Below are 19,784 nucleotides of genomic sequence, written 5' to 3'. Positions count from 1 at the left end.
CCCATATTATACCTGTGGTCTTATATGAATTGCAATAATCATTTTTCACAAAATAGACTCATATATTCCAGAAACAATCTCTTCTTTTTTTTCCAGTGGTATGGAAGAATAGTTCATAACGTATACCTGTTCTTCCTCTGGTGGTGTACCGAAGTAATAACCAGACACCGGATTCAGTCGAATCCCCCTGGATCTGGCTGCATCCAGAACCGCTTTTTCACTTTTCTTTGTATCAATCTTCATCAGGAAGTGCACCCCGGCCTCTTCTTCATAAATGGCTATGTATTTGTGAATCGGGTGACTGCGAAAGGCCTCCAGCAGCTGATCCCGTTTGGTCTGATAATAATTGCGCAGACGGTTGATGTGTTTTTCAAAGCTCCCATTCTGAATAAACCGGGCCAGCGTATATTGTTCAAAGTTGGACACGGTACAGGAATAAAAGCTCAGCTTCTGATAGAACACCTCTGCCAGCTGATCCGGAAGCACCATATAGCTGATACGAACCGTGGAAGACAGTGTCTTGGTGAAGGTATTCATATAAATGACTTTTCCTGACACATCCATACTCTGTAAGGTTGGAATCGGCTTTCCTCCCAGGCGCAGTTCACTGTCGTAATCATCCTCGATAATATAGCGCTTTGAATCTCCCGCAGCCCATCCCAGGAGCTCATATCGTCGGCTCACCGGCATCACTACGCCAGTCGGAAAATGATGGGACGGAGAGATATGAAGAATCTGAACTTTTTTCTCTTCCAGCTCATCCATTCTTACTCCTGCATGGTCCATATTCAGATAACAATATGGCACTCCCATACTTTTATAGATCTTCGCTACTTTATGATATCCCGGATTCTCCACACCGTACATATTCCGTTCACCCAGAAGTTGGATCAGCAGACTGTAGAGGTATTCTGTTCCTGCCCCGACAATGATCTGCTCCCTTCTCACACTCATTCCCCGGAAGTCCATCAGGTACCTGGCGATACTCTCCCGCAGCTCCAGAATTCCGCCGCATGGTGGATTCGTCATAAGTTCTTCCTGCTTCTCGGACATAATCTCCCGCATGGTTCTGATCCAGATAGAAAACGGGAACACTTCTGTCTCAGTCTGATTGCTGGCAAAGTCCGCCAGATAAGCATTTTCTCCTCCCGTCAGAACAAGATGATTCATGTCCACTTTCGGTTCTGCTGCCGGTGATGAGGTATACTTCAGATCAGATACAAAAAATCCCCGTTTCGGCTGGGAATAAATATAACCTTCTGCCATCAGCTGTCCATAGGCGTTTTCCACCGTGATCACGCTTATACCCAGATTTTTTGCAAACATCCGCTTGGACGGCAGTTTCTCTCCTGCTTTGATTTTCCCGGAAAGAATGTCTTTTTTGATACATTTATACAGGTATTCATACAGGGAATCTGACCCTGTACTGGTAAAATTATAAGTAAGCACCGTTTATTTTTTCTCCTATCTGGTATTACTGAATATATTAAAATTGATTATTTTCATAATATCACATCTCCATTATACTCGGTGCATAAACTCTGTGCAACCTGTTTTACCGATGCAGAAATGGCACAGTAATTATTATGGAATAGCTGAAGGAGGAGGATTTTTATTATGGAGAAAGTAACAGAACGATATGAGTTAAATAAACAACTGGCCCAGATGCTGAAAGGTGGTGTCATCATGGATGTCACCACACCAGAGCAGGCAAAGATCGCAGAAGCTGCCGGTGCCTGCGCTGTTATGGCACTGGAACGTATCCCTGCTGATATCCGTGCGGCCGGTGGCGTATCTCGTATGAGCGATCCAAAGCTGATTAAGAAGATTCAGGATGCGGTATCCATCCCGGTTATGGCCAAATGTCGCATCGGTCATTTTGCAGAAGCCCAGATTCTGCAGGCACTGGAGATTGACTATATCGATGAAAGCGAAGTTCTTTCTCCTGCCGATGATGTCTACCATATTAATAAGAGAGAATTCAAAGTACCATTCGTGTGCGGTGCCAAAGATCTTGGGGAAGCTCTGCGACGTATCAATGAAGGTGCTTCCATGATCCGCACCAAAGGAGAACCTGGTACTGGCGATATTATCCAGGCAGTCCGCCATATGCGCAAAATGAGCAGTGAAATCGCCCGCATCGGAAGTATGCGTGAAGACGAACTCTTTGAAGCAGCCAAGCAGCTTCAGGTGCCTTACGAACTGGTAAAATATGTTCATGAGAACCATCGTCTCCCGGTAGTAAATTTTGCAGCCGGCGGAGTCGCTACCCCTGCTGATGCTTCTCTGATGATGCAGCTTGGTGCGGAGGGTGTCTTTGTTGGATCCGGTATCTTCAAATCCGGCAATCCGGAAAAACGTGCATCTGCCATTGTTCAGGCTGTTACTAACTATACCGATGCCGCTCTGATTGCAAAATTATCTGAAGATCTGGGGGAAGCTATGGTGGGTATTAATGAACAGGAAATTCAGCTGATTATGGCAGAAAGAGGAATCTGACATGACCGTTGCAGTACTGGCACTACAGGGTGCCTTTATCGAACACGAGCAGATGCTGGATCGTCTGGGCGTGGCTCATATCGAACTACGCCAGGCAACTGATCTAAAGCAGGACTTTGATGGGCTGATTCTCCCTGGCGGGGAAAGCACTACTCAGAGCCTTCTGCTCCATGAACAAGAGATGTTTGAACCTTTACAAAAGCGAATTCAGGATGGGATGCCGGTATTGGCCACCTGTGCCGGAATGATCCTGCTGGCATCTGCCATCGAAGGTCAGGACGCCGCTCATTTTGCCACCTTTCCGATCACAGTAAAACGAAACGCCTACGGCCGGCAGCTCGGCAGCTTTCATACGGTATCTGAAGTCAAAGGAATCGGTGAAGTCCCGATGACCTTCATCCGGGCTCCTTATGTATCCGAAGCTGCCCCGGATGTGAAGATTCTTGCAGAAGTGGATGGAAAAATTGTGGGAGTACGCTGCGGCAATCAGTTCGCTTATGCCTTTCATCCAGAGCTGGATCAAGATACACGGATACATGAGTTATTTCTGCAGACGATAGCAAATTCATAGAGCCTGAAAAAAAGACCTGAAATGACAAATATTGGATTTTCCAATTCACTGTCATCTACAGGTCTTTTATATATTCCTATACCAGTCCAATCAGACTGAATACTCCGGTACTTGCCACGCCCATGATAATTCCGGCTAAAAGCACTCCTCCCAAAGCTGCCAGTACACTCTTTTTAAAATCCAGATCCAAAATACTGGCTGCCAGTGTTCCGGTCCAGGCACCGGTTCCAGGAATCGGAATACCTACAAACAGGAACAGAGCCACATAGGTACTTCTTCCCACCTTTGCCATCAACTTTTCGCCACCCTTTTCCCCTTTTTTCAGAATCCAGGTAAATGGCTTCTCCAGAAGCGGTTTGGTTGCCCCCCATTCCAGCACTTTTCTTGCAAAGAAATAGATAAATGGAACTGGAATCATATTTCCAATGATACAGATGATGTAAGAAGCTACAAGCGGAAGCTTCATTCCCACAGCCAGTGGTACTGCTACACGAAGCTCAGCCAGCGGTAACATCGAAACCAAAAATACAGTCAAAAATTTTGTAAACATAAATTATCCTTTCTGATACATACACTTCAGTTATCAAAATTGTCTTTGAGATTGACTTTATTCAATATAATATATATTAGTCGACATTTCAAGCTATACTGTATTTTAACTTCTTATTTCTGGTGTACATATCGGCTAAGCTGGCATTCGATTACCACGGAAGTTCTCTGCATTCTTGTTTCCGGGGTTGGTTCCCCAACTAAGTCACGAAAAAAGACGTATGAATTATGATTTCTCATCTTCATACGCCTTTTTATTATTTTATGACACCCTGTTCGGAATTATGTCTTAATCGGTTGATTGCCCTTGCCAGAGATGCCTGTGTTGTCTTGTACTCCCGGATGCTCTGCTTCTGCCGCATTTCTTCCAATGCACGGTCACGCGCTTCCCGAGCCCGCACTGCATCGATATCTTCCGGCAGTTCAGCCGACTCTACAATGGCTGTCACACGGTTATTGGCTGCCTGTACAACACCTACACCAGATACTGCTGTCACCCAGGTACCGTCTTCTTTTTGAAAACGGATTTCTCCAGGTTTTAAGGCCAGCACCATTTCCTCATGATGAGCCATGAATGCTTTTTCGCCATCGGTTGCTGTTACAACTGCAAGCGATACCTGACCTTTAAAAAACACTTTATTACTGGTAATAATTTTTAAATAAAATGTAGCCATGGAAAGTTATCCTTTCTGCATTGCGTTTGCCTTTTCAATTACTTCATCAATGGTTCCTACATTGAAGAATGCAGCTTCCGGATATTCATCCATTTCACCATCAATGATTGCCTTGAATCCACGGATGGTTTCTTTCACCGGCACATATTTTCCAGGTACACCGGTAAAGTTTTCTGCTACGTGGAATGGCTGGGAAAGGAATCTCTGAATCTTTCTTGCACGGTACACAGTTACTTTATCTTCTGCTGATAATTCTTCCATACCAAGGATTGCGATGATATCCTGCAGTTCTTTGTATTTCTGAAGCATCTCCTGTACCTTCAGAGCAGTTTCATAGTGTTCTTTTCCTACTACGTCTTCCTCCAGAATACGAGAGCTGGATTCCAGCGGATCAACAGCCGGATAAATACCCTGTTCAACGATCTTTCTGGAAAGTACGGTGGTAGCATCCAGATGAGCGAATGTGGTCGCCGGAGCCGGGTCTGTCAAGTCATCGGCCGGTACATAAACTGCCTGCACAGATGTTACAGAACCCTTCTTTGTGGATGCAATTCGTTCCTGAAGTGCACCCAGTTCATTTGCCAGTGTCGGCTGATAACCTACTGCGGAAGGCATACGTCCCAGCAGTGCAGATACTTCGGAACCTGCCTGTACGAAACGGAAAATATTATCAATAAAGAGCAGCACGTTCTGATGCTGTTCATCACGGAAATATTCCGCCATGGTCAGTCCTGTCTCAGCCACACGCATACGGGCTCCAGGCGGCTCATTCATCTGTCCAAATACCAGAGCGGTCTTATCCAGAACTCCAGATTCTTTCATTTCTGTCCAAAGGTCATTACCTTCACGGGAACGTTCTCCAACACCAGTGAAGATAGAATATCCACCATGTTCTGTGGCGATGTTACGGATCAGCTCCTGAATCAGCACGGTTTTACCTACACCGGCGCCACCGAACAGACCGATCTTACCACCCTTGGCATAAGGTGCCAGAAGGTCGATAACCTTGATACCAGTCTCCAGCATCTCTACTACCGGGCTCTGATCTTCAAATGTTGGCGGTTCTCTGTGAATACACCAGTGTTCTTCTTTTTCCAGAGATTCCTCTCCGTCTATCGTTTCTCCCAATACGTTAAACAGTCGACCAAGGGTCTTTTCCCCAACCGGCACTTTGATACCGCTTCCGGTTGCAATGACTTCCATATCTCTGTGAAGTCCTTCACTGGATGCAAGCATAATACAACGTACGGTATTTTTTCCTACATGCTGAGCCACTTCCATAACGCAGCGTTTTCCATCGTTGTTGACTTCTAGGGCGTCCTTGATATAAGGCAGTTCACCGTTCTGGAATTCCACATCGATGACTGGTCCCTGAATCTGTACGATTTTCCCTACATTCATTTTCAGCGGTCTCCTTTCTTCTTACGTTTCTGTGCTTTTGCACCGCTGACTACTTCTGTAATCTCCTGAGTAATGGCGGCCTGACGCACACGGTTATATTCGATTGACAGCTGATGAAGCATATCTTTTGCGCTGTCATTTGCTGCTTCCATTGCCATCATACGGGCATTATGTTCACTGCAGAATGATTCCACAAGAGCTCCGAAAATATATCCTGTAATATAGTTCGGAACTATACTTTCCAGAACGGCCTGTGGAGAAGGAGAAAAGATAAATTCCTCCTGCATGACACCGGCTGTCTGCTGAAGATGATTGGAAAAATCCTGCTGTGTCAATGGGAGCAGACGTTCCATTTTTGTTTCACTTTGCATTCCATTCTTCATGGATGTAAAGATAATATCGATTTCATCCAGTTCCCCGTTATCAAATTTTTCCAGCAGCCTGCTTGTGATGACACGGGCTCTGTCAAAGGTTGGATGCTGGGCGGTATAAAGGAAATGCTCATCTACTGCAATTTTCTTTCCGGCAAAATACTGTCTTCCCAGTTCTCCTACTACGAACAGATTCCATTCTTTTGAATGTTCCAGTTCTTCTTCTGCCAGCTTCAGTACATTATGATTGTATGCACCAGCCAGTCCCTTATCTGCTGTGATTACAAGAAAGCCTCTCTTTTTTCCCGATCCCACCGGGTCATGAGTCAGATACCGGTGATCCATTTCCGGCATATGACGAACGGTTCTCGCAATCATGCTCTGCATAGTGAAGAAAAACGGTTCCGTATCAGCAAGTTCCTTTTTGGCACGCTGGAGTTTGGTGGATGATATCATATACATTGCATTGGTGATCTTCATCGTATCATTGATACTCTTTATTCTGCCCTGTATCTCTCTTGCATTTGCCATTGGATCACCACCTATACTTCTTTATTCCAGACCTGATCTCTGTACTCTTCTGCTGCCTTTACGATCTGATCGCGAAGGCTGTCACTGAGCTGTCCGGTAGTCTCCAGTTCACGTACAATAACCGGCTGACTCTTGGAAAAGTAATCCAGCATTCCGGTACGGAATTCTCTGATCTTTTCTACCGGTACATCGATCATGACTTTTCCGGTAGCTGCACACAGCATGATAACCTGCTGTGGCATGGAAAATGGCTTACACAGTGGCTGCTTCAGCAGTTCCATCAGTCCTTTTCCATACTTCAGCTGTTCCACTGTGGCAGGATCCAGATCTGATGAGAACTGAGTAAATACTTCCATCTCACGATACTGTGCCAGATCGATACGGATACTTCCGGCTGCTTTTTTCATAGCCTTTGTCTGAGCTGCACCACCTACACGAGATACAGAAAGACCTACATTGACCGCTGGTCTCATACCGGAGAAGAACAGGTCGCTCTCCAGGAAGATCTGACCATCCGTAATAGAAATGACGTTGGTCGGAATATAGGCAGATACGTCACCTGCCTGAGTCTCAATAATCGGCAATGCAGTAATGGATCCGCCGCCGGCTTTTTCATTCAGACGGCTGGAACGCTCCAGAAGTCTGGAATGCAGATAGAATACATCTCCTGGATAAGCCTCACGTCCCGGTGAACGCTCCAGAAGCAGGGACAGGGCACGGTAAGCCACTGCATGCTTGGACAGGTCATCGTATACGATCAGGACATCTTTTCCCTGATACATAAAATACTCTGCAAGTGCGGTTCCGGAATATGGAGCCATATACTGAAGAGGCGCCGGATCAGATGCAGTAGATACCACAACTGTAGTATATTCCATTGCATCATGCGCCTTTAATGTATGCACAATCTTGGCAACGGTAGACGCTTTCTGTCCGATCGCTACATAAATACATTTTACATCTTTGCCTTTCTGGTTCAGAATGGCATCGATTGCGATAGAAGTCTTACCAGTCTGTCTGTCACCGATGATCAGCTCTCGCTGTCCACGTCCGATTGGGAACATGGAATCGATAGACAAAATACCGGTCTCCAGTGGTACGGATACGGATTTACGATCCACAATACCAGGAGCTTCATTTTCGATTGGACGGTAATCACTGGAAGGAATATCTCCTTCTCCATCGACTGGTGCACCCAGGGCATTGATGACACGGCCGAGGAACTGATCTCCTACCGGGATACCAGCCTTTCTTCCAGTTCTCATAACCCGGCTGCCTTCACGGATCTCACTGTCGCTTCCGAACAGAATACATCCGATCTCGTCACGTTTGATATCCTGTACCATCCCCTTGATACCGTTATCAAAAATAACGATCTCACCATACATGGCATGGTCGATACCATCAATATTTACGATACCGTCACCTACAGATTTTACGGTACCTACTTCTTTATCTTTTGCTTCCAGATCAAAGTCTTCGATCTCACTCTGTAAAATAGAGATAATGCCTTCCAGTGTCTGAGAATGCTTTCCCTCTCTGTTATCACCAAGAATCTTCTCTGTCAGCTGCTTAATTCTGCCTTCTGTGGACCAGTCATATTCTTTATTACCGATCGATAATACAAATCCACCGCCAAGGCTCTCCTCTTTTTCGCAAACCAGCTCAATCTCATCTGATCCGCTTTCTTTTTTTACAAATTCACGGATTCCCTCCAGCTGTTCCTCTGTTGGTTCCGTTACATATTTTAAAATGGCCCGTTCTTTTCCGGTCTTTTTCCACTGTGTCTCTTTATAGGCTTTGCATACTTCAGGAAACAGTTCAATATCCTGATCATCACACATTACCTTGATCATATCACGGATCTGAGATGGGAAAATTTTATCAATTGCTCTGTGCTTTCCAGCCAGGTCTGCAGCTGGATTACAGAACTGTTCCATTAATACCGGAACTGTCTGGAAGATATCAAGGGCCTGCTCGATCACATCTTCAGGAATCTCTAATTCCTTTAACATGGTTGCATACTTTTCTACTGCCTGTATCATCTTCTAATCTCCTTTTACTGCTGGCGAAGAAATTCATCATATAAAGTACGGTCATTATCCGTTCCTTCTTTTTCTCCTGCCACACGTGCTGCTGCTGTCACTACCATATCGCGGACTGCAGTCTCTGCCTGCTGCATAATCTTCTTTTTCTCCTGCTCTGCATCACTGCATGCTTTTTCCACAATAGTTCCGGCTTTTTTCTGAGCCTCATCTACAATACGGCTGTATTCGCCTGCGGCTTCTTCTCTTGCCTTTGCAACGATCTGTGATTTTTCCTGTTCTGCATTTTTGATAGATGCTTCGTATTCTTCCTTGCTCTTTAATGCACTGTTTTTTGCAGCTTCTGCATCAGCCAGTCTTGCATCTTCTTCTTTCTGACGTTTTTCCAGAATCTCATTCACCGGTTTGAACAAAAACTTTCTCATCAGAACATACAGAATTAACAGGTTAATTACTGTAAATACTAAATTCCAGTCTAATCTTAACATCCTGGTTAACCTACCTTCCTGTTATAAATACTGTTCTCTCTTTCGATTAACCAAGGAACATGATACATAAAAGTGCAATAACGAAACCGTAAATAGCAGTTGCCTCGGCCAGTGCACAGCCAAGAAGAAGTAACTTTGTGATCTTGCCTTCTGCTTCCGGCTGACGTGCTACAGCGTCAGTTGCTTTACCTGTTGCGATTCCGATACCAATACCTGCTCCAATACCTGTCAGTACAGCGATACCTGCTCCAATTGCGATTAATGTACTCATTTTTTTATTCTCCTTTACGTGTTTTTCGTTTTTTAAGCTTCTTTAATAAATAATGATGTCAGGAATACGAATACATATGCCTGAATCAGTCCGTCAAAAATATCAAAATAAAAACTGAATGGAAGCGGAAGTACAACTGGCACCAGCTGTTTGATCAACTCCATGATGACGAATGCACCAAGAACATTACCAAATAATCGCATACACAGCGACAACGGACGGATGAAGATCTCCAATACGTTGATCGGTGCTACAATGGCGATTGGCTCTGCAAAGTTCTTGCACCATCCTTTGACTCCCCTTTTCTGAATTCCCGCTGCCTCAATCAGTATAATACTCATAATCGAAAGTGCAGCTGTCACATTCAGGTCTTTTGTCGGTGGTTTTAAACCAAATAAACCAATGACGTTGGATACTCCGATATAAAGCAGAACCGTTATCAGATACGGTACAAACTTTCGGTTCTCTTTACCAATCATACCCTCGACCATACTGTTCAGTTTTACGACAATAAATTCTGCGGCCGCCTGTCTCTTACTGATATGGTCTACCTTCAGATTTCGTGTCATGAGAATTGCAAATAGTAACAGTACTGCCATAATTACCCAGGTAATGACTGTAGACTCTGCTATCCCAATTCCACCGATCTTGAAGACCGTTTCACAGGTAAGCTCTTCTTGCAGTTTTGTCGCAAGGTCACCCATATTATCACCTCTTTCTGACTCTCCTAAGATGCGTCTATATTTTATCAATGGCGTATTATACTCCCTTTTTTTTCATTTGGTAAGACCAAATATATCGAAAATTCATAAATATTTAAGAGTTTTTTATAGCATTTTACCGATTGACACATCGTATTCACAGAAATACACAAAGCAGTCTGAAAGATACTGCTCTCTCAAACTGCTTTGTGAAACATTTTGTTTCTGATTGTTTCGTTCTCTTATCCCTGCGTATAACGCGACAAAAACTGCTTCGTACGTTCTTCCTTCGGATGTTCGATCACTTCTCTTGCTTTTCCCTGTTCTACAATATAGCCTTCATCCATAAAGATGATCTCATCTGCCACATCCCTGGCAAATGCCATCTCATGGGTAACGATGATCATCGTTGTCTTCTGATCTGCCAGTCCTCTGATCACCTTCAGGACTTCTCCAGTCAGCTCTGGATCCAGTGCAGATGTCGGTTCATCAAAGCAGAGAATATCTGGCTTCAATGCCAGTGCCCTTGCAATTGCCACTCGCTGCTGCTGTCCACCCGAGAGCTGATGTGGATAATGATTCTCTCTCTGCTCCAGCCCCATCTTCTTCAGAAGTGCCTCTCCATGTGCATGGATTTCTTCCAGAATGGCCTTTTTATTTTGATTGTAATCTGGTCGTTCTTTTGCCAGCAGCTGCTCAGCCAGCATCACATTTTCCAGCGCCGTATACTGTGGAAACAGATTAAAAGACTGAAATACCATTCCAAAATGGAGTCTCTTTTTTCTCAGTTCTCGTTCATTCTGGCTGGTTCCTCTGGAGGCATCATACAAAGTTTCTCCCTTTACGGTAATACTCCCTTCATTGGGTGTCTCAAGAAAATTCAGACATCTCAGGAGTGTCGTCTTGCCGGATCCGGAAGAACCGATAATAGCCAGCGCACTTCCCTCTTCCATGGAAAAACTGACATCTTTCAGAACCTGGGTACTTCCAAAATGTTTTTCGATATTTTTTACGTCCAATATTGCCATTTTTTCAAGCCCCCTATCTGAAATAATCCAGTCGTTTTTCAATGTAATTAAATAATAAGGTAAGAATACCTACGAAGATCAGGTAAAACAGACCGGTATAGAACAACGGCCATACCAGCCCTGCTGATTTCATAAAGGAATATCCCCTCTGTGTCAGTTCCTGTGCTGCAATGATTCTGGCCAGGGAAGTATCCTTTACCAAAGTAATGATCTCATTAGACATCGGTGGTACAACTCTCTTTACCATCTGAAGCAGGGTAATCTTAAAAAAGATCTGGCTTCTGGTCATCCCCAGCACCTGTCCAGCTTCCCGCTGTCCTGCCGGAATCCCCTCGATTCCGCCACGGAAGATCACAGAAAAATAACAGGCATAGTTGATGGTAAATGCCACAACCGTTGCCGTAATACGTCCGGCTTCATTGCCGCCCCAGATATTGTGACCAAGCCACATACCCGGTCCATAAAAAATGATAATCAGCTGCAGCATCAGAGGTGTTCCCCTGATGATCCATACCAGTACCTGAATCAGGCGGCTGAGAGGCTTAAACTTGCTCATAGTCCCAAGCGCAAGAATCAGTCCCAGTGGAAGGGAAAATACCAGTGTCAGCAGAAAGATCTGTAACATGGTCCCCATACCACGCAATAATTCCATTGTAACCTGTACAAACATACTTTTTCCCCTTACATACACAAGGCAGAGAGCCTGCCCTCTGCCTCATGTAGATTTTGTAGTTATGATGTGTATAATATGATCTTTTTATTCTGCCGGAACAACCACTACCTGTGCGTTGTTACAGTAAGCATTGGTGCATTCCATGGAATTGGTCACTTCATCTGTCAATGTCATACCATTCCATACCATGTCAATATTCTTGGAATCCAGTTCCATGATCTTGTTATCCCAGTCGATCTCTACGAATTCCACGTCAACGCCCAGCTTTTCTGCTACGACACCAGCCATATCTGCATCAAATCCGATCCAGTCACCGTTCTCATCTTTGTAATCCATTGGTTCAAAATCTGTAATACCAACAATCAGCGAACCCTTGTCCTGAATATAAGCCACATCGCTGTCCTCTGCCGCTTCAGTAGCTGCTTCTGTGACATCCTCAGTCTCTTCTTCTGTAGCATCTTCTTCTGTGCTCTGTTCTACCAGTGCATCCTGTACCCCATACTTTTCAGCCAGTTCTTTCATGGAACCGTCTGCATAAGTCTCTGCGAATACTTCATTAATATATGCTGCAAGGTCTGACCCTTTTCTGCATCCTACACCATATTCTTCCGTAGTCAGTTCCTCTGTATGTACCAGATTTGGATAGCTGGTGCCTTCTCCGATCATCGCACCTGCCATCAGAAGGTCAATGATTGCTGCATCAGAAGTGCCGGAAGCTACTTCCATCAGTGCATCTGCCTGAGATGCTACAGAATTATACTGAAATCCTTTTTCTTCTGCTGCTGCTTCCCCTGCAGAACCTGCCTCTACTGCATAAACCATATCTGCATCTGCTGCACATGCGGGCATTGCCATACCCATTACCATACCAGCACTTAATACGATAGCCAAACCTTTTTTCATGATCTTATCTCCTCTACGTGGTCGTTGTTTTATCACTTTTGCATTTTATCATAGTAGCACACTAAAGTAAAGTTTTTTTTGTTGCTTTTTTGTTCTTTTTATAGTAGAGTGAGGGTACTGCATTTCGTACATACAGAGGGGGAGTTTTTGTGAACAGAAATAATTCTTTTATTAAGAAATTTATAGGAAATAAGAAGTTTTATAAGATGGTTCTGCTGATTGCAGTTCCGATTATGATCCAGAATGGGATTACAAATTTTGTAAGTCTGCTGGATAATATTATGATCGGACGTGTGGGAACGGAGCAGATGTCTGGTGCCGCCATTGTAAATCAGCTGATTTTTGTTTATAATCTGTGCATTTTCGGTGGGGTATCCGGCGCCGGTATTTTTACGGCACAATTTTACGGTCATGGAGATACCGAAGGTGTCCGTCAGACGTTTCGTTTTAAGCTGTGGCTGGCGATGGTTCTGACGGCCTGTACCATTGTGCTGTTTCTGACTGCCGGACCGAATCTGATTCAGTTTTACCTGAGCGGGGAAGGAGAAGCCGCTGATGCCGCTGCCATTCTTTCCTATGGAAGTCAGTATTTATATGTAATGCTCCTTGGTCTTCCGGCTTTTCTGGTCAGCCAGGCGTATGCCAGTACTCTGCGGGAATGTGGAGAAACCGTCTTGCCAATGAAAGCGGGAATTGTCTCTGTCCTGGTGAATCTTACCTTTAACTATTTTCTGATCTATGGAAAATTCTTTTTCCCGGAACTGGGTGTAACCGGAGCTGCTATTGCTACTGTTCTTTCCCGTTATGTGGAGGCTGCCATCATTGTGACAGTTACCCACCGCCATTCTGAGAAACATACTTTTGCCAAAGGTCTGTATCACACTTTAAAGGTCCCGTCAGATCTTTGCAAAAAAATTGCCGTCAAAGGATCTCCTCTGCTCTTTAATGAGACCCTCTGGGCGGCTGGTATGGCTATGCTGACGCAGTGTTATTCCGTTCGCGGACTGAATGTGGTCGCCGGACTGAATATCTCCAATACAATCAACAATGTATTTAATATTGTATTTATTGCGCTGGGTGATTCCGTAGCTATCATCGTGGGACAGCTCCTGGGCGCCGGCAAGATGAAGGAAGCCCGGGATACGGATAACAAGATGATTGCATTTTCGGTGTTCTGCTGTACCGGAATTGCTTTGGTGATGCTGCTTCTCTCTCCATTGTTCCCGCAGCTGTATAATACAACACCGGAAGTAAGGATCCTGGCACGAAACTTCATTATCATTACTGCCATTTTCATGCCGCAGAATGCTTTCTTACATGCCTGCTACTTTACCTTACGTTCCGGTGGAAAAACTATTATTACATTTTTGTTTGACAGTGTCTTTATCTGGTGCGTCAGTGTTACCGTCGCCTATATCTTAAGCCGTTTTACCTGCCTTCCGGTACTTGCGATCTACACCATTATCCAGATCTGCGATCTGATCAAATGTGTCATCGGCTTTATTCTGGTAAAAAAAGGCATCTGGCTTCAGAATATTGTCTCCTAAGTCACCTTATACCTGATATTCCGGACGCTTCAGTTCCCGGTGCATCAGGGAAACTGCCACTGCTCCGGCAAGTCCGTCTGCTATCGGTCCGGCAAAGAGTATTCCGTCAATACCGATAAAAAACGGAAGTATCACAATGAGTGGCAGCAAAAACAGAATTTGTCTTGTCAGTGACAGAAACATTCCAAGTCCCGGCTTTCCAATGGCTGTAAAGCTGTTGGAAGTGATGGGCTGGATGAAGTTCAGGAAGGTAAAGAATAAGAAGATCCTGAAGTAACTGACTGCAAAACGTATATACTCTTCACTTCCATTTCCAAAGATCGCAATGATCTGTCTTGGGAAAATCTGAAAAATCAGAAAGGCAATTACTGAAATCGTCAGTCCGGTCTTCGCTGCCAGCAAATATCCTTTTTTCACACGATCATATTGTTTTGCCCCATAATTGTAACTGACAATTGGCTGAAGTCCCTGAGAAATTCCTATGATAATGGAAAAGAATACCTGATTGACTTTTGTAATAATCCCAGCACAGGCCAGCGGAATCTCCTGTCCATAAGAAGACAGGCCGCCATAATAGGTCAGTGACTTGTTCATGACAAGCTGTACCACCATCATAGCAAGCTGGTTGCTGCACGCCGCAGCTCCCAAAGTTACATCCGTTTTCATATAACCTGCTGCTGGTTTCAGATGTTTCGGTTTTAAATCCACGGTTTTGCAATGGCTCAGATAACGAATGACCAGCATCACTGAAATATACTGTCCTATCACAGTCGCCCAGGCAGCTCCTGCTATCCCCCATCCAAATCCAAATACAAACAGAGCATCCAGAATCGTATTGATAATGGCTCCGGTCACATTACAGATCATAGACATCTTCGGACTGCCATCCGCACGGATCAGGTGCCCTCCTCCCGCAGTCAGAATCAGCACCGGAAATCCAAGTGAGGTAATTCGAATATAAGTCTTGGCATATTCCATGATACTGTCCGGTGCGCCGAACAATCGGATCATCGGTTCCAAAAATAATTGTGTAATGCATAATAACAGGCATCCTAATACTACCATTCCGGTAATGGCATTTCCCATACAGTGTACTGCTTCCTCTTCATTTCCCCTGCCTTTTGCCAGATTAAATGCAGATGCCCCGCCGATTCCAAACAGCAGGGCAATGGAAATACAGGCGGTGCTTAAGGGAAACGCAATGTTCGTTGCCGCATTTCCCAGTGCACCCACGCTGTTTCCTATGAAAAACTGATCTACAATGTTATACAGTGCTGAAGTAAGCATCGCTATGATACTTGGCACCGCAAACTTCTTCAGCAATACCGGAACAGGCAGAACTCCCAGTGGATTTTCTGTTCTGTTTTCGTATTCCATATTCTTCTCCTTCTATTGGTTGAAATTGCTTGCTTTCACCGGAATCTTGAATTCCGGATGTTCCCCTCTCCAGATGGTCTGTGGCATACAGGATAATATCTGCATATCTTCTGTAGAAAGCTCGAAGTCAAACACTTCCATGTTCTGCTTCATATGTTCGATGGAAGAAGATTTCACCAGTGGAATAATACCCTTCTGGATCAGGAATCTCAGACAGATCTGAGATGCCGATTTGCCATATTTTTCAGTAAACATGGACATCATTTCATTATGGATCGTATCTCCCCGTCCCAGAGGACTCCATGCCTGCATACGGACACCTTTACTTTGTCCGTAGGCTACTGCCGCCTCCTGGGAATATCCAGGATGAATCTCCAGCTGGTCTACCTGCGGTTTTAGCTTTGCATATTTCATGATCACATCCAGATGATTTGGCAGGAAATTACTTAAGCCAAGTCCTCTCACTTTTCCAGCCATGCACAGTTCCTCCATGGCACGCCAGGTCTCTATATCCCGTTCTTTCCAGTCGGTTTCTTTCAGCGAAGACTTTGGCCAGTGAATCAGATACAGATCCAGATAATCCATCTGCAGACGCTGAAGACTCCGATCCATAGCTGCCTGCACTTCTCTATATCCTCTTTCATCAATCCAGGCTTTGGTTGCAATAAAGAATTCTTCTCTTGGAATTCCACTTTCTTTGATCGCCTGTCCCAGGACACGCTCTGTCTCGTAGATGGATGCCGTATCAAAATAGCGATAGCCAGCCTTAATCGCACCTTTCAGGACTTCCAGATCACTGCTGCCACCCATCTTGTATGTACCAAATCCGAGTACCGGGATCTTCATGCCATTTTCCAGAGTATAGCAGTCATTGAATGAATTTACCATATTTTACTCCTTAAAATTTACGCACCATGTCACTGGTGATCTCTGCGATGCTGTGAGCGCCACACATAGCCATAGTATCTGACAGTTCTGCTTTGATCTTTTCTATGTAACATTTCACGCCTTCTTCTTCGCCACCGTAGACAGCTGTTACAAACGGTCTTGCAATAATCACTGCATCTGCACCCATAGCCAGTGCCTTGAATACGGTCACACCGTCACGGATGCCACCATCTACCAGGATCTTGATGCCGCTGCCCTTTAATGCTTCCACGATTTCAGGCAGTACTTCTGCGGTTGCCGGGCACTGATCCAGAACACGTCCACCATGATTGGATACCACAATGGCTGCTGCGCCGGCTTCTTTTGCCTTCAGAGCACCTTTTACGGTAATGATTCCTTTTACGATAAATGGTACATCATGTTCACTGATGATGGCTTTCATCTCTTCCACATTCTTGCTTCCTGCTGGTGGCTGGAAGTTCTTCAGAAATGGCAAGCCTGCCGCATCAATATCCATAGCGACTGCGAATGCATGGCTGTCTTTTACCAGCGCCATTTTGTCCGCTACCATCTCTTTGCTCCATGGTTTTACGGTTGGCACTCCGGCACCGCCTGCTTCCTTGATGGCCTGAGTTGCTGCTACCATAACATTGCTGTCCATACCGTCTCCGGTGAATGCTGCTATTCCGTTTTCCGCACAGGCATTTACCAGAATCTTGTTGTACTGCATATCATTGTAACAGTCACCATAATGCAGATTTACCGCTCCTACCGGGCCTGCAAATACCGGCATATCAAACTTCTTTCCAAAGAGACAGACCGAAGTATCAATCGGTGCATTATCACAGATGGTATCCATATTTACACGGATATTCTTCCATGCATCAAAGTTGCGGATGGCTCCGTCTCCGCTTCCCTTCGCTCCAGGTCCCGGCACCAGATTGGTGCAGGCACGGCCATTACATACGTTGCACGCTTTACAATATTTTCCGATACGCCCACGGGCGTTCTGAACTACTTCCTGATAAGTCATTTTTCAACTCTCCTTTGTTTATAATTCTATGTAAAATTATAGCACTTTTTGACTTTCTACTTCAATCCCCAAAAAACAGAGGAGCCGTAGCCCCTCCTACAAATACTCCCGCATTTCTTTGATCATGTGTTCTTCTTCTGCAATGACTTTCTCTGTCAGCTTCTGAACGGATGCGGAAGCTGCCGGATACTGATGCAGATAACGGTACAGGGATTTTACGCCCATATTGCAGCCATCTGTGATCAAGTCTGCCACCGTACGATCTGATTCTTCGCCGCCCAGCTTCACATTTGTCTTCATCCAGGACATCATCCTGGCGGTCACCGCCGGTTCTTTGCCCTGATCATGATATTCATTTAAGAATTTATGAGTTTCATCCCCCAGCTTTTCATGCACATTTTTGCTCTCCTGTAGAATATCCCTCATATGAGTGTCATTCACATGATCCAGCACATCATTCAAAGACGTGACTCCCATTTTGATTCCAGCATTACATTCCCGTAAGAGTTTGATGGTATCGTCTTCCATGAAAAAACACCTCCTTCAGAAATTACTTTTCCCAAAAAGAGATGTTTTTATGTACTCTATTCGATCGGATCCATGTCCAGTCCCAGTTCTCTTGGCAGAAATCTCGGACATACATTTTCAGATGATGTAATGACAGATGCCGCCAGATTCGTTCCAATCTGCGTTGCTTCTGCCAGTGTCTTTCCGTAAGTCAGCCCGATGGTCACTCCGGCAAAGAATGCATCCCCAGCTCCTGTGGTATCTTTTACCATCACCTGACGAGCAGGACAGAAACCTTTATTTCCTTTCATGTCTGCATAAACCGAACCTTTGCCACCCATGGTCACAATCATAGCTGGAATCTTGCCCAGCATCACACGCTCTGCCAGAATTTCACATAATTCTGCCGGTTCTTTTTCGCTGTAATCATCTGCAAACAGCATGCCTGCTTCCAGTTGGTTGCAGACAAAGCAATCCACTTTCTGCAGTAAGTCCCTGCGCTCCACTGCAATACTCATATTAGATACAATCGCAAAAATCTTTTTCTTATATTTATCTGCCAGAGCAAATACTTTTTTCATCAGATCCTTGTGCATATCGGCCTGTACCACAATGGAATCTGCCTGTGAAAAGATCTCATCTCCATTTTCTTCCAGTATCTTCATGATCGGCATCATATCTGATCTCTGAGAAATAGATCCCGCCAGATCCCCATGATTATCAAAAACTGCCAGCCAGGTTCCCATACCGCTTGGAATCTTCTGAATAAATCTGGTATCCACTCTGTGGTTATTCAGCTTTTTCAACACATCTGCTCCCAGTGCCGAATTGTCTACAATACTGATAAAGGTTGGCCGAAGCTCCACATTGGCGATATCTTCTGCCACATTCCGGCAGACACCTCCATGAATATATTCAATTCTTCCCACATTTCGGCCATCCGGTATATAGGCATCATCCGGAAAGCCCTTGATGTCTACAAATACCGCACCAATTACTACTATTCCCATACGTTCCTCCGCTTATTTCGCAATATTGTATCTATTATAACCTGATTCGACTGATTTCACCACTGGTTTTCATTTTTCGAGAGAACTCAGTTGTCCTATACCTCTTCTCTTCGTAATCTACGTTATCTTGCCGGTATGATCTCGATCCAGTAATTATCCGGATCGTTGATAAAATAGATTCCCATAGCCGGATTTTCAAAACATACACAGTTCATTTCTTTGTGCAGAGCCAGTGCTGCATCCATATCGTCTACATAAAATGCCAGATGGAATTCATTGTCGCCCAGATTGTAACTGTCCTTCTCCCAGTCACGAAGCCAGGTCAGCTCCAGCTGATGCCTGGATTCTCCATCCTCAAGATAGACCAGAATAAAGCTTCCGTCCTCTGCGCATTTTCTGCGTACTTCTTTTAATCCAAGCGCTTTTTCATAAAACTTCAGAGACTTCTCTAAATTCATAACATTAAAATTATTGTGTGCAAATGTAAATTTCATCGTTTTCCTCCGTATTTTTTATTTTGTATTTTCCATTTCCTGCAGTAATTTTCTTTGATAAGCAAGATCTTCCACGCTTCTTTTTAGATCATCCAGCCGATTTTCCGCCAGGAGTTTTTTCGTTAGTTCCGTCACTGCCTTCTCTCCGATTTGTTCACCCTTTTTAATCAGTTTATCTGATTCCAGTTCCAGAACTTTTCCGCCCATAATCTCACCACCTCCA

At 44.6% G+C, this 19,784-nt stretch carries 21 protein-coding genes and 1 pseudogene; 3 read left to right on the top strand and 19 right to left on the bottom strand.

Translation table 11 applies throughout. The features are described 5' to 3' along the window. Nucleotides 1–45: 45 nt before the first annotated feature. Nucleotides 46–1,449: a MocR-like pyridoxine biosynthesis transcription factor PdxR gene (gene pdxR, locus OCV47_RS03135; protein WP_262653654.1), complete on the bottom strand. Its 1,404-nt coding sequence runs from the start codon at nt 1,447–1,449 to the stop codon at nt 46–48. Between the two features lie 168 nt (nt 1,450–1,617). On the opposite strand from pdxR, the gene pdxS reads away from it, so the two are divergent. Together pdxS and pdxT are read left to right on the top strand one after the other, a co-directional pair. Further along, nucleotides 1,618–2,499 (top strand): pyridoxal 5'-phosphate synthase lyase subunit PdxS, encoded by an 882-nt coding sequence (pdxS, locus tag OCV47_RS03130; RefSeq protein ID WP_317244131.1) that lies wholly within the window; start codon nt 1,618–1,620, stop codon nt 2,497–2,499. A gap of 1 nt (nt 2,500) precedes the next feature. Further along, complete coding sequence (pdxT, locus tag OCV47_RS03125) at nt 2,501–3,070, top strand: pyridoxal 5'-phosphate synthase glutaminase subunit PdxT (RefSeq protein ID WP_262653652.1); 570 nt, start codon at nt 2,501–2,503, stop codon at nt 3,068–3,070. 76 nt (nt 3,071–3,146) lie between these two features. Here pdxT and OCV47_RS03120 read toward each other — a convergent pair whose 3' ends face one another. From OCV47_RS03120 to OCV47_RS15970, 11 genes and pseudogenes are all read right to left on the bottom strand, one after another. Further along, nucleotides 3,147–3,620, bottom strand: coding sequence for a COG2426 family protein (locus OCV47_RS03120; protein ID WP_256298783.1), 474 nt, complete (start codon nt 3,618–3,620; stop codon nt 3,147–3,149). A 256-nt stretch (nt 3,621–3,876) separates the two neighbouring features. After that, on the bottom strand, nt 3,877–4,293 hold the full coding sequence (gene atpC, locus OCV47_RS03115) for an ATP synthase F1 subunit epsilon (RefSeq protein ID WP_262653650.1): 417 nt from the start codon (nt 4,291–4,293) through the stop codon (nt 3,877–3,879). Between the two features lie 6 nt (nt 4,294–4,299). Continuing rightward, on the bottom strand, nt 4,300–5,694 hold the full coding sequence (atpD, locus tag OCV47_RS03110) for a F0F1 ATP synthase subunit beta (RefSeq protein WP_117449344.1): 1,395 nt from the start codon (nt 5,692–5,694) through the stop codon (nt 4,300–4,302). A 2-nt stretch (nt 5,695–5,696) separates the two neighbouring features. Further along, a complete protein-coding gene (gene atpG, locus OCV47_RS03105; protein ID WP_117449345.1) occupies nt 5,697–6,596 on the bottom strand; it encodes an ATP synthase F1 subunit gamma in 900 nt (299 codons plus the stop codon). 11 nt (nt 6,597–6,607) lie between these two features. Next, entirely contained in the window at nt 6,608–8,641 is a 2,034-nt protein-coding gene (gene atpA / locus OCV47_RS03100) for a F0F1 ATP synthase subunit alpha (protein WP_262653648.1), read from the bottom strand. Nucleotides 8,642–8,655: 14 nt separating this feature from the next. Next, entirely contained in the window at nt 8,656–9,129 is a 474-nt protein-coding gene (locus tag OCV47_RS03095) for an ATP synthase F0 subunit B (RefSeq protein WP_256298778.1), read from the bottom strand. 46 nt (nt 9,130–9,175) lie between these two features. Further along, nucleotides 9,176–9,400, bottom strand: a complete 225-nt coding sequence (atpE, locus tag OCV47_RS03090) for an ATP synthase F0 subunit C (RefSeq protein ID WP_117449348.1) — start codon at nt 9,398–9,400, stop codon at nt 9,176–9,178. A 32-nt stretch (nt 9,401–9,432) separates the two neighbouring features. After that, nucleotides 9,433–10,104: a F0F1 ATP synthase subunit A gene (locus OCV47_RS03085; protein ID WP_256298775.1), complete on the bottom strand. Its 672-nt coding sequence runs from the start codon at nt 10,102–10,104 to the stop codon at nt 9,433–9,435. Nucleotides 10,105–10,343: 239 nt separating this feature from the next. Continuing rightward, on the bottom strand, nt 10,344–11,129 hold the full coding sequence (locus OCV47_RS03080; RefSeq protein ID WP_317244130.1) for an amino acid ABC transporter ATP-binding protein: 786 nt from the start codon (nt 11,127–11,129) through the stop codon (nt 10,344–10,346). Nucleotides 11,130–11,142: 13 nt separating this feature from the next. Beyond that, nucleotides 11,143–11,799 (bottom strand): amino acid ABC transporter permease, encoded by a 657-nt coding sequence (locus OCV47_RS03075; RefSeq protein WP_262653646.1) that lies wholly within the window; start codon nt 11,797–11,799, stop codon nt 11,143–11,145. Nucleotides 11,800–11,889: 90 nt separating this feature from the next. After that, nucleotides 11,890–12,213 (bottom strand): annotated as a pseudogene (locus tag OCV47_RS15970) (transporter substrate-binding domain-containing protein); the annotation flags it as partial. 698 nt (nt 12,214–12,911) lie between these two features. On the opposite strand from OCV47_RS15970, the gene OCV47_RS03060 reads away from it, so the two are divergent. Then, nucleotides 12,912–14,252, top strand: coding sequence for an MATE family efflux transporter (locus OCV47_RS03060; protein WP_262653894.1), 1,341 nt, complete (start codon nt 12,912–12,914; stop codon nt 14,250–14,252). A gap of 6 nt (nt 14,253–14,258) precedes the next feature. Here OCV47_RS03060 and OCV47_RS03055 read toward each other — a convergent pair whose 3' ends face one another. The 7 genes from OCV47_RS03055 to OCV47_RS03025 form a co-directional block, all read right to left on the bottom strand. Further along, complete coding sequence (locus tag OCV47_RS03055; RefSeq protein WP_262653645.1) at nt 14,259–15,629, bottom strand: MATE family efflux transporter; 1,371 nt, start codon at nt 15,627–15,629, stop codon at nt 14,259–14,261. 12 nt (nt 15,630–15,641) lie between these two features. After that, complete coding sequence (locus OCV47_RS03050) at nt 15,642–16,517, bottom strand: aldo/keto reductase (RefSeq protein ID WP_262653643.1); 876 nt, start codon at nt 16,515–16,517, stop codon at nt 15,642–15,644. A 10-nt stretch (nt 16,518–16,527) separates the two neighbouring features. Further along, entirely contained in the window at nt 16,528–17,550 is a 1,023-nt protein-coding gene (locus OCV47_RS03045) for an alpha-hydroxy-acid oxidizing protein (protein ID WP_262653641.1), read from the bottom strand. Nucleotides 17,551–17,646: 96 nt separating this feature from the next. Further along, on the bottom strand, nt 17,647–18,078 hold the full coding sequence (locus OCV47_RS03040) for a hypothetical protein (protein WP_256298765.1): 432 nt from the start codon (nt 18,076–18,078) through the stop codon (nt 17,647–17,649). Between the two features lie 56 nt (nt 18,079–18,134). Continuing rightward, nucleotides 18,135–19,067, bottom strand: a complete 933-nt coding sequence (locus tag OCV47_RS03035; RefSeq protein WP_262653638.1) for a carbohydrate kinase family protein — start codon at nt 19,065–19,067, stop codon at nt 18,135–18,137. A gap of 122 nt (nt 19,068–19,189) precedes the next feature. After that, complete coding sequence (locus OCV47_RS03030) at nt 19,190–19,561, bottom strand: VOC family protein (protein WP_256298762.1); 372 nt, start codon at nt 19,559–19,561, stop codon at nt 19,190–19,192. A gap of 18 nt (nt 19,562–19,579) precedes the next feature. Then, complete coding sequence (locus OCV47_RS03025) at nt 19,580–19,768, bottom strand: hypothetical protein (RefSeq protein ID WP_262653635.1); 189 nt, start codon at nt 19,766–19,768, stop codon at nt 19,580–19,582. Nucleotides 19,769–19,784 lie beyond the last annotated feature (16 nt).

It is taken from the genome of Muricoprocola aceti, from assembly GCF_025567005.1.
GTDB classification, from domain to species: Bacteria; Bacillota; Clostridia; order Lachnospirales; family Lachnospiraceae; genus Marvinbryantia; species Marvinbryantia aceti.
The sequence above is the reverse complement of the archived record's forward strand: the minus strand, read 5'-3'. Positions and strand labels throughout refer to the sequence as shown.

What these genes read in the sequence shown, in the direction of transcription:
- OCV47_RS03035 (WP_262653638.1), bottom strand. Translation starts at nt 19,067, where the DNA reads ATGGGAATAGTAGTAATTGGTGCGGTATTTGTAGACATCAAGGGCTTT.
- OCV47_RS03080 (WP_317244130.1), bottom strand. Translation starts at nt 11,129, where the DNA reads ATGGCAATATTGGACGTAAAAAATATCGAAAAACATTTTGGAAGTACC.
- atpD (WP_117449344.1), bottom strand. Translation starts at nt 5,694, where the DNA reads ATGAATGTAGGGAAAATCGTACAGATTCAGGGACCAGTCATCGATGTG.
- OCV47_RS03055 (WP_262653645.1), bottom strand. Translation starts at nt 15,629, where the DNA reads ATGGAATACGAAAACAGAACAGAAAATCCACTGGGAGTTCTGCCTGTT.
- atpC (WP_262653650.1), bottom strand. Translation starts at nt 4,293, where the DNA reads ATGGCTACATTTTATTTAAAAATTATTACCAGTAATAAAGTGTTTTTT.
- OCV47_RS03030 (WP_256298762.1), bottom strand. Translation starts at nt 19,561, where the DNA reads ATGAAATTTACATTTGCACACAATAATTTTAATGTTATGAATTTAGAG.
- atpA (WP_262653648.1), bottom strand. Translation starts at nt 8,641, where the DNA reads ATGATACAGGCAGTAGAAAAGTATGCAACCATGTTAAAGGAATTAGAG.
- OCV47_RS03025 (WP_262653635.1), bottom strand. Translation starts at nt 19,768, where the DNA reads ATGGGCGGAAAAGTTCTGGAACTGGAATCAGATAAACTGATTAAAAAG.
- OCV47_RS03050 (WP_262653643.1), bottom strand. Translation starts at nt 16,517, where the DNA reads ATGGTAAATTCATTCAATGACTGCTATACTCTGGAAAATGGCATGAAG.
- pdxS (WP_317244131.1), top strand. Translation starts at nt 1,618, where the DNA reads ATGGAGAAAGTAACAGAACGATATGAGTTAAATAAACAACTGGCCCAG.
- OCV47_RS03045 (WP_262653641.1), bottom strand. Translation starts at nt 17,550, where the DNA reads ATGACTTATCAGGAAGTAGTTCAGAACGCCCGTGGGCGTATCGGAAAA.
- OCV47_RS03095 (WP_256298778.1), bottom strand. Translation starts at nt 9,129, where the DNA reads ATGTTAAGATTAGACTGGAATTTAGTATTTACAGTAATTAACCTGTTA.
- OCV47_RS03075 (WP_262653646.1), bottom strand. Translation starts at nt 11,799, where the DNA reads ATGTTTGTACAGGTTACAATGGAATTATTGCGTGGTATGGGGACCATG.
- pdxT (WP_262653652.1), top strand. Translation starts at nt 2,501, where the DNA reads ATGACCGTTGCAGTACTGGCACTACAGGGTGCCTTTATCGAACACGAG.
- atpE (WP_117449348.1), bottom strand. Translation starts at nt 9,400, where the DNA reads ATGAGTACATTAATCGCAATTGGAGCAGGTATCGCTGTACTGACAGGT.
- OCV47_RS03085 (WP_256298775.1), bottom strand. Translation starts at nt 10,104, where the DNA reads ATGGGTGACCTTGCGACAAAACTGCAAGAAGAGCTTACCTGTGAAACG.
- atpG (WP_117449345.1), bottom strand. Translation starts at nt 6,596, where the DNA reads ATGGCAAATGCAAGAGAGATACAGGGCAGAATAAAGAGTATCAATGAT.
- OCV47_RS03060 (WP_262653894.1), top strand. Translation starts at nt 12,912, where the DNA reads ATGGTTCTGCTGATTGCAGTTCCGATTATGATCCAGAATGGGATTACA.
- OCV47_RS03120 (WP_256298783.1), bottom strand. Translation starts at nt 3,620, where the DNA reads ATGTTTACAAAATTTTTGACTGTATTTTTGGTTTCGATGTTACCGCTG.
- OCV47_RS03040 (WP_256298765.1), bottom strand. Translation starts at nt 18,078, where the DNA reads ATGGAAGACGATACCATCAAACTCTTACGGGAATGTAATGCTGGAATC.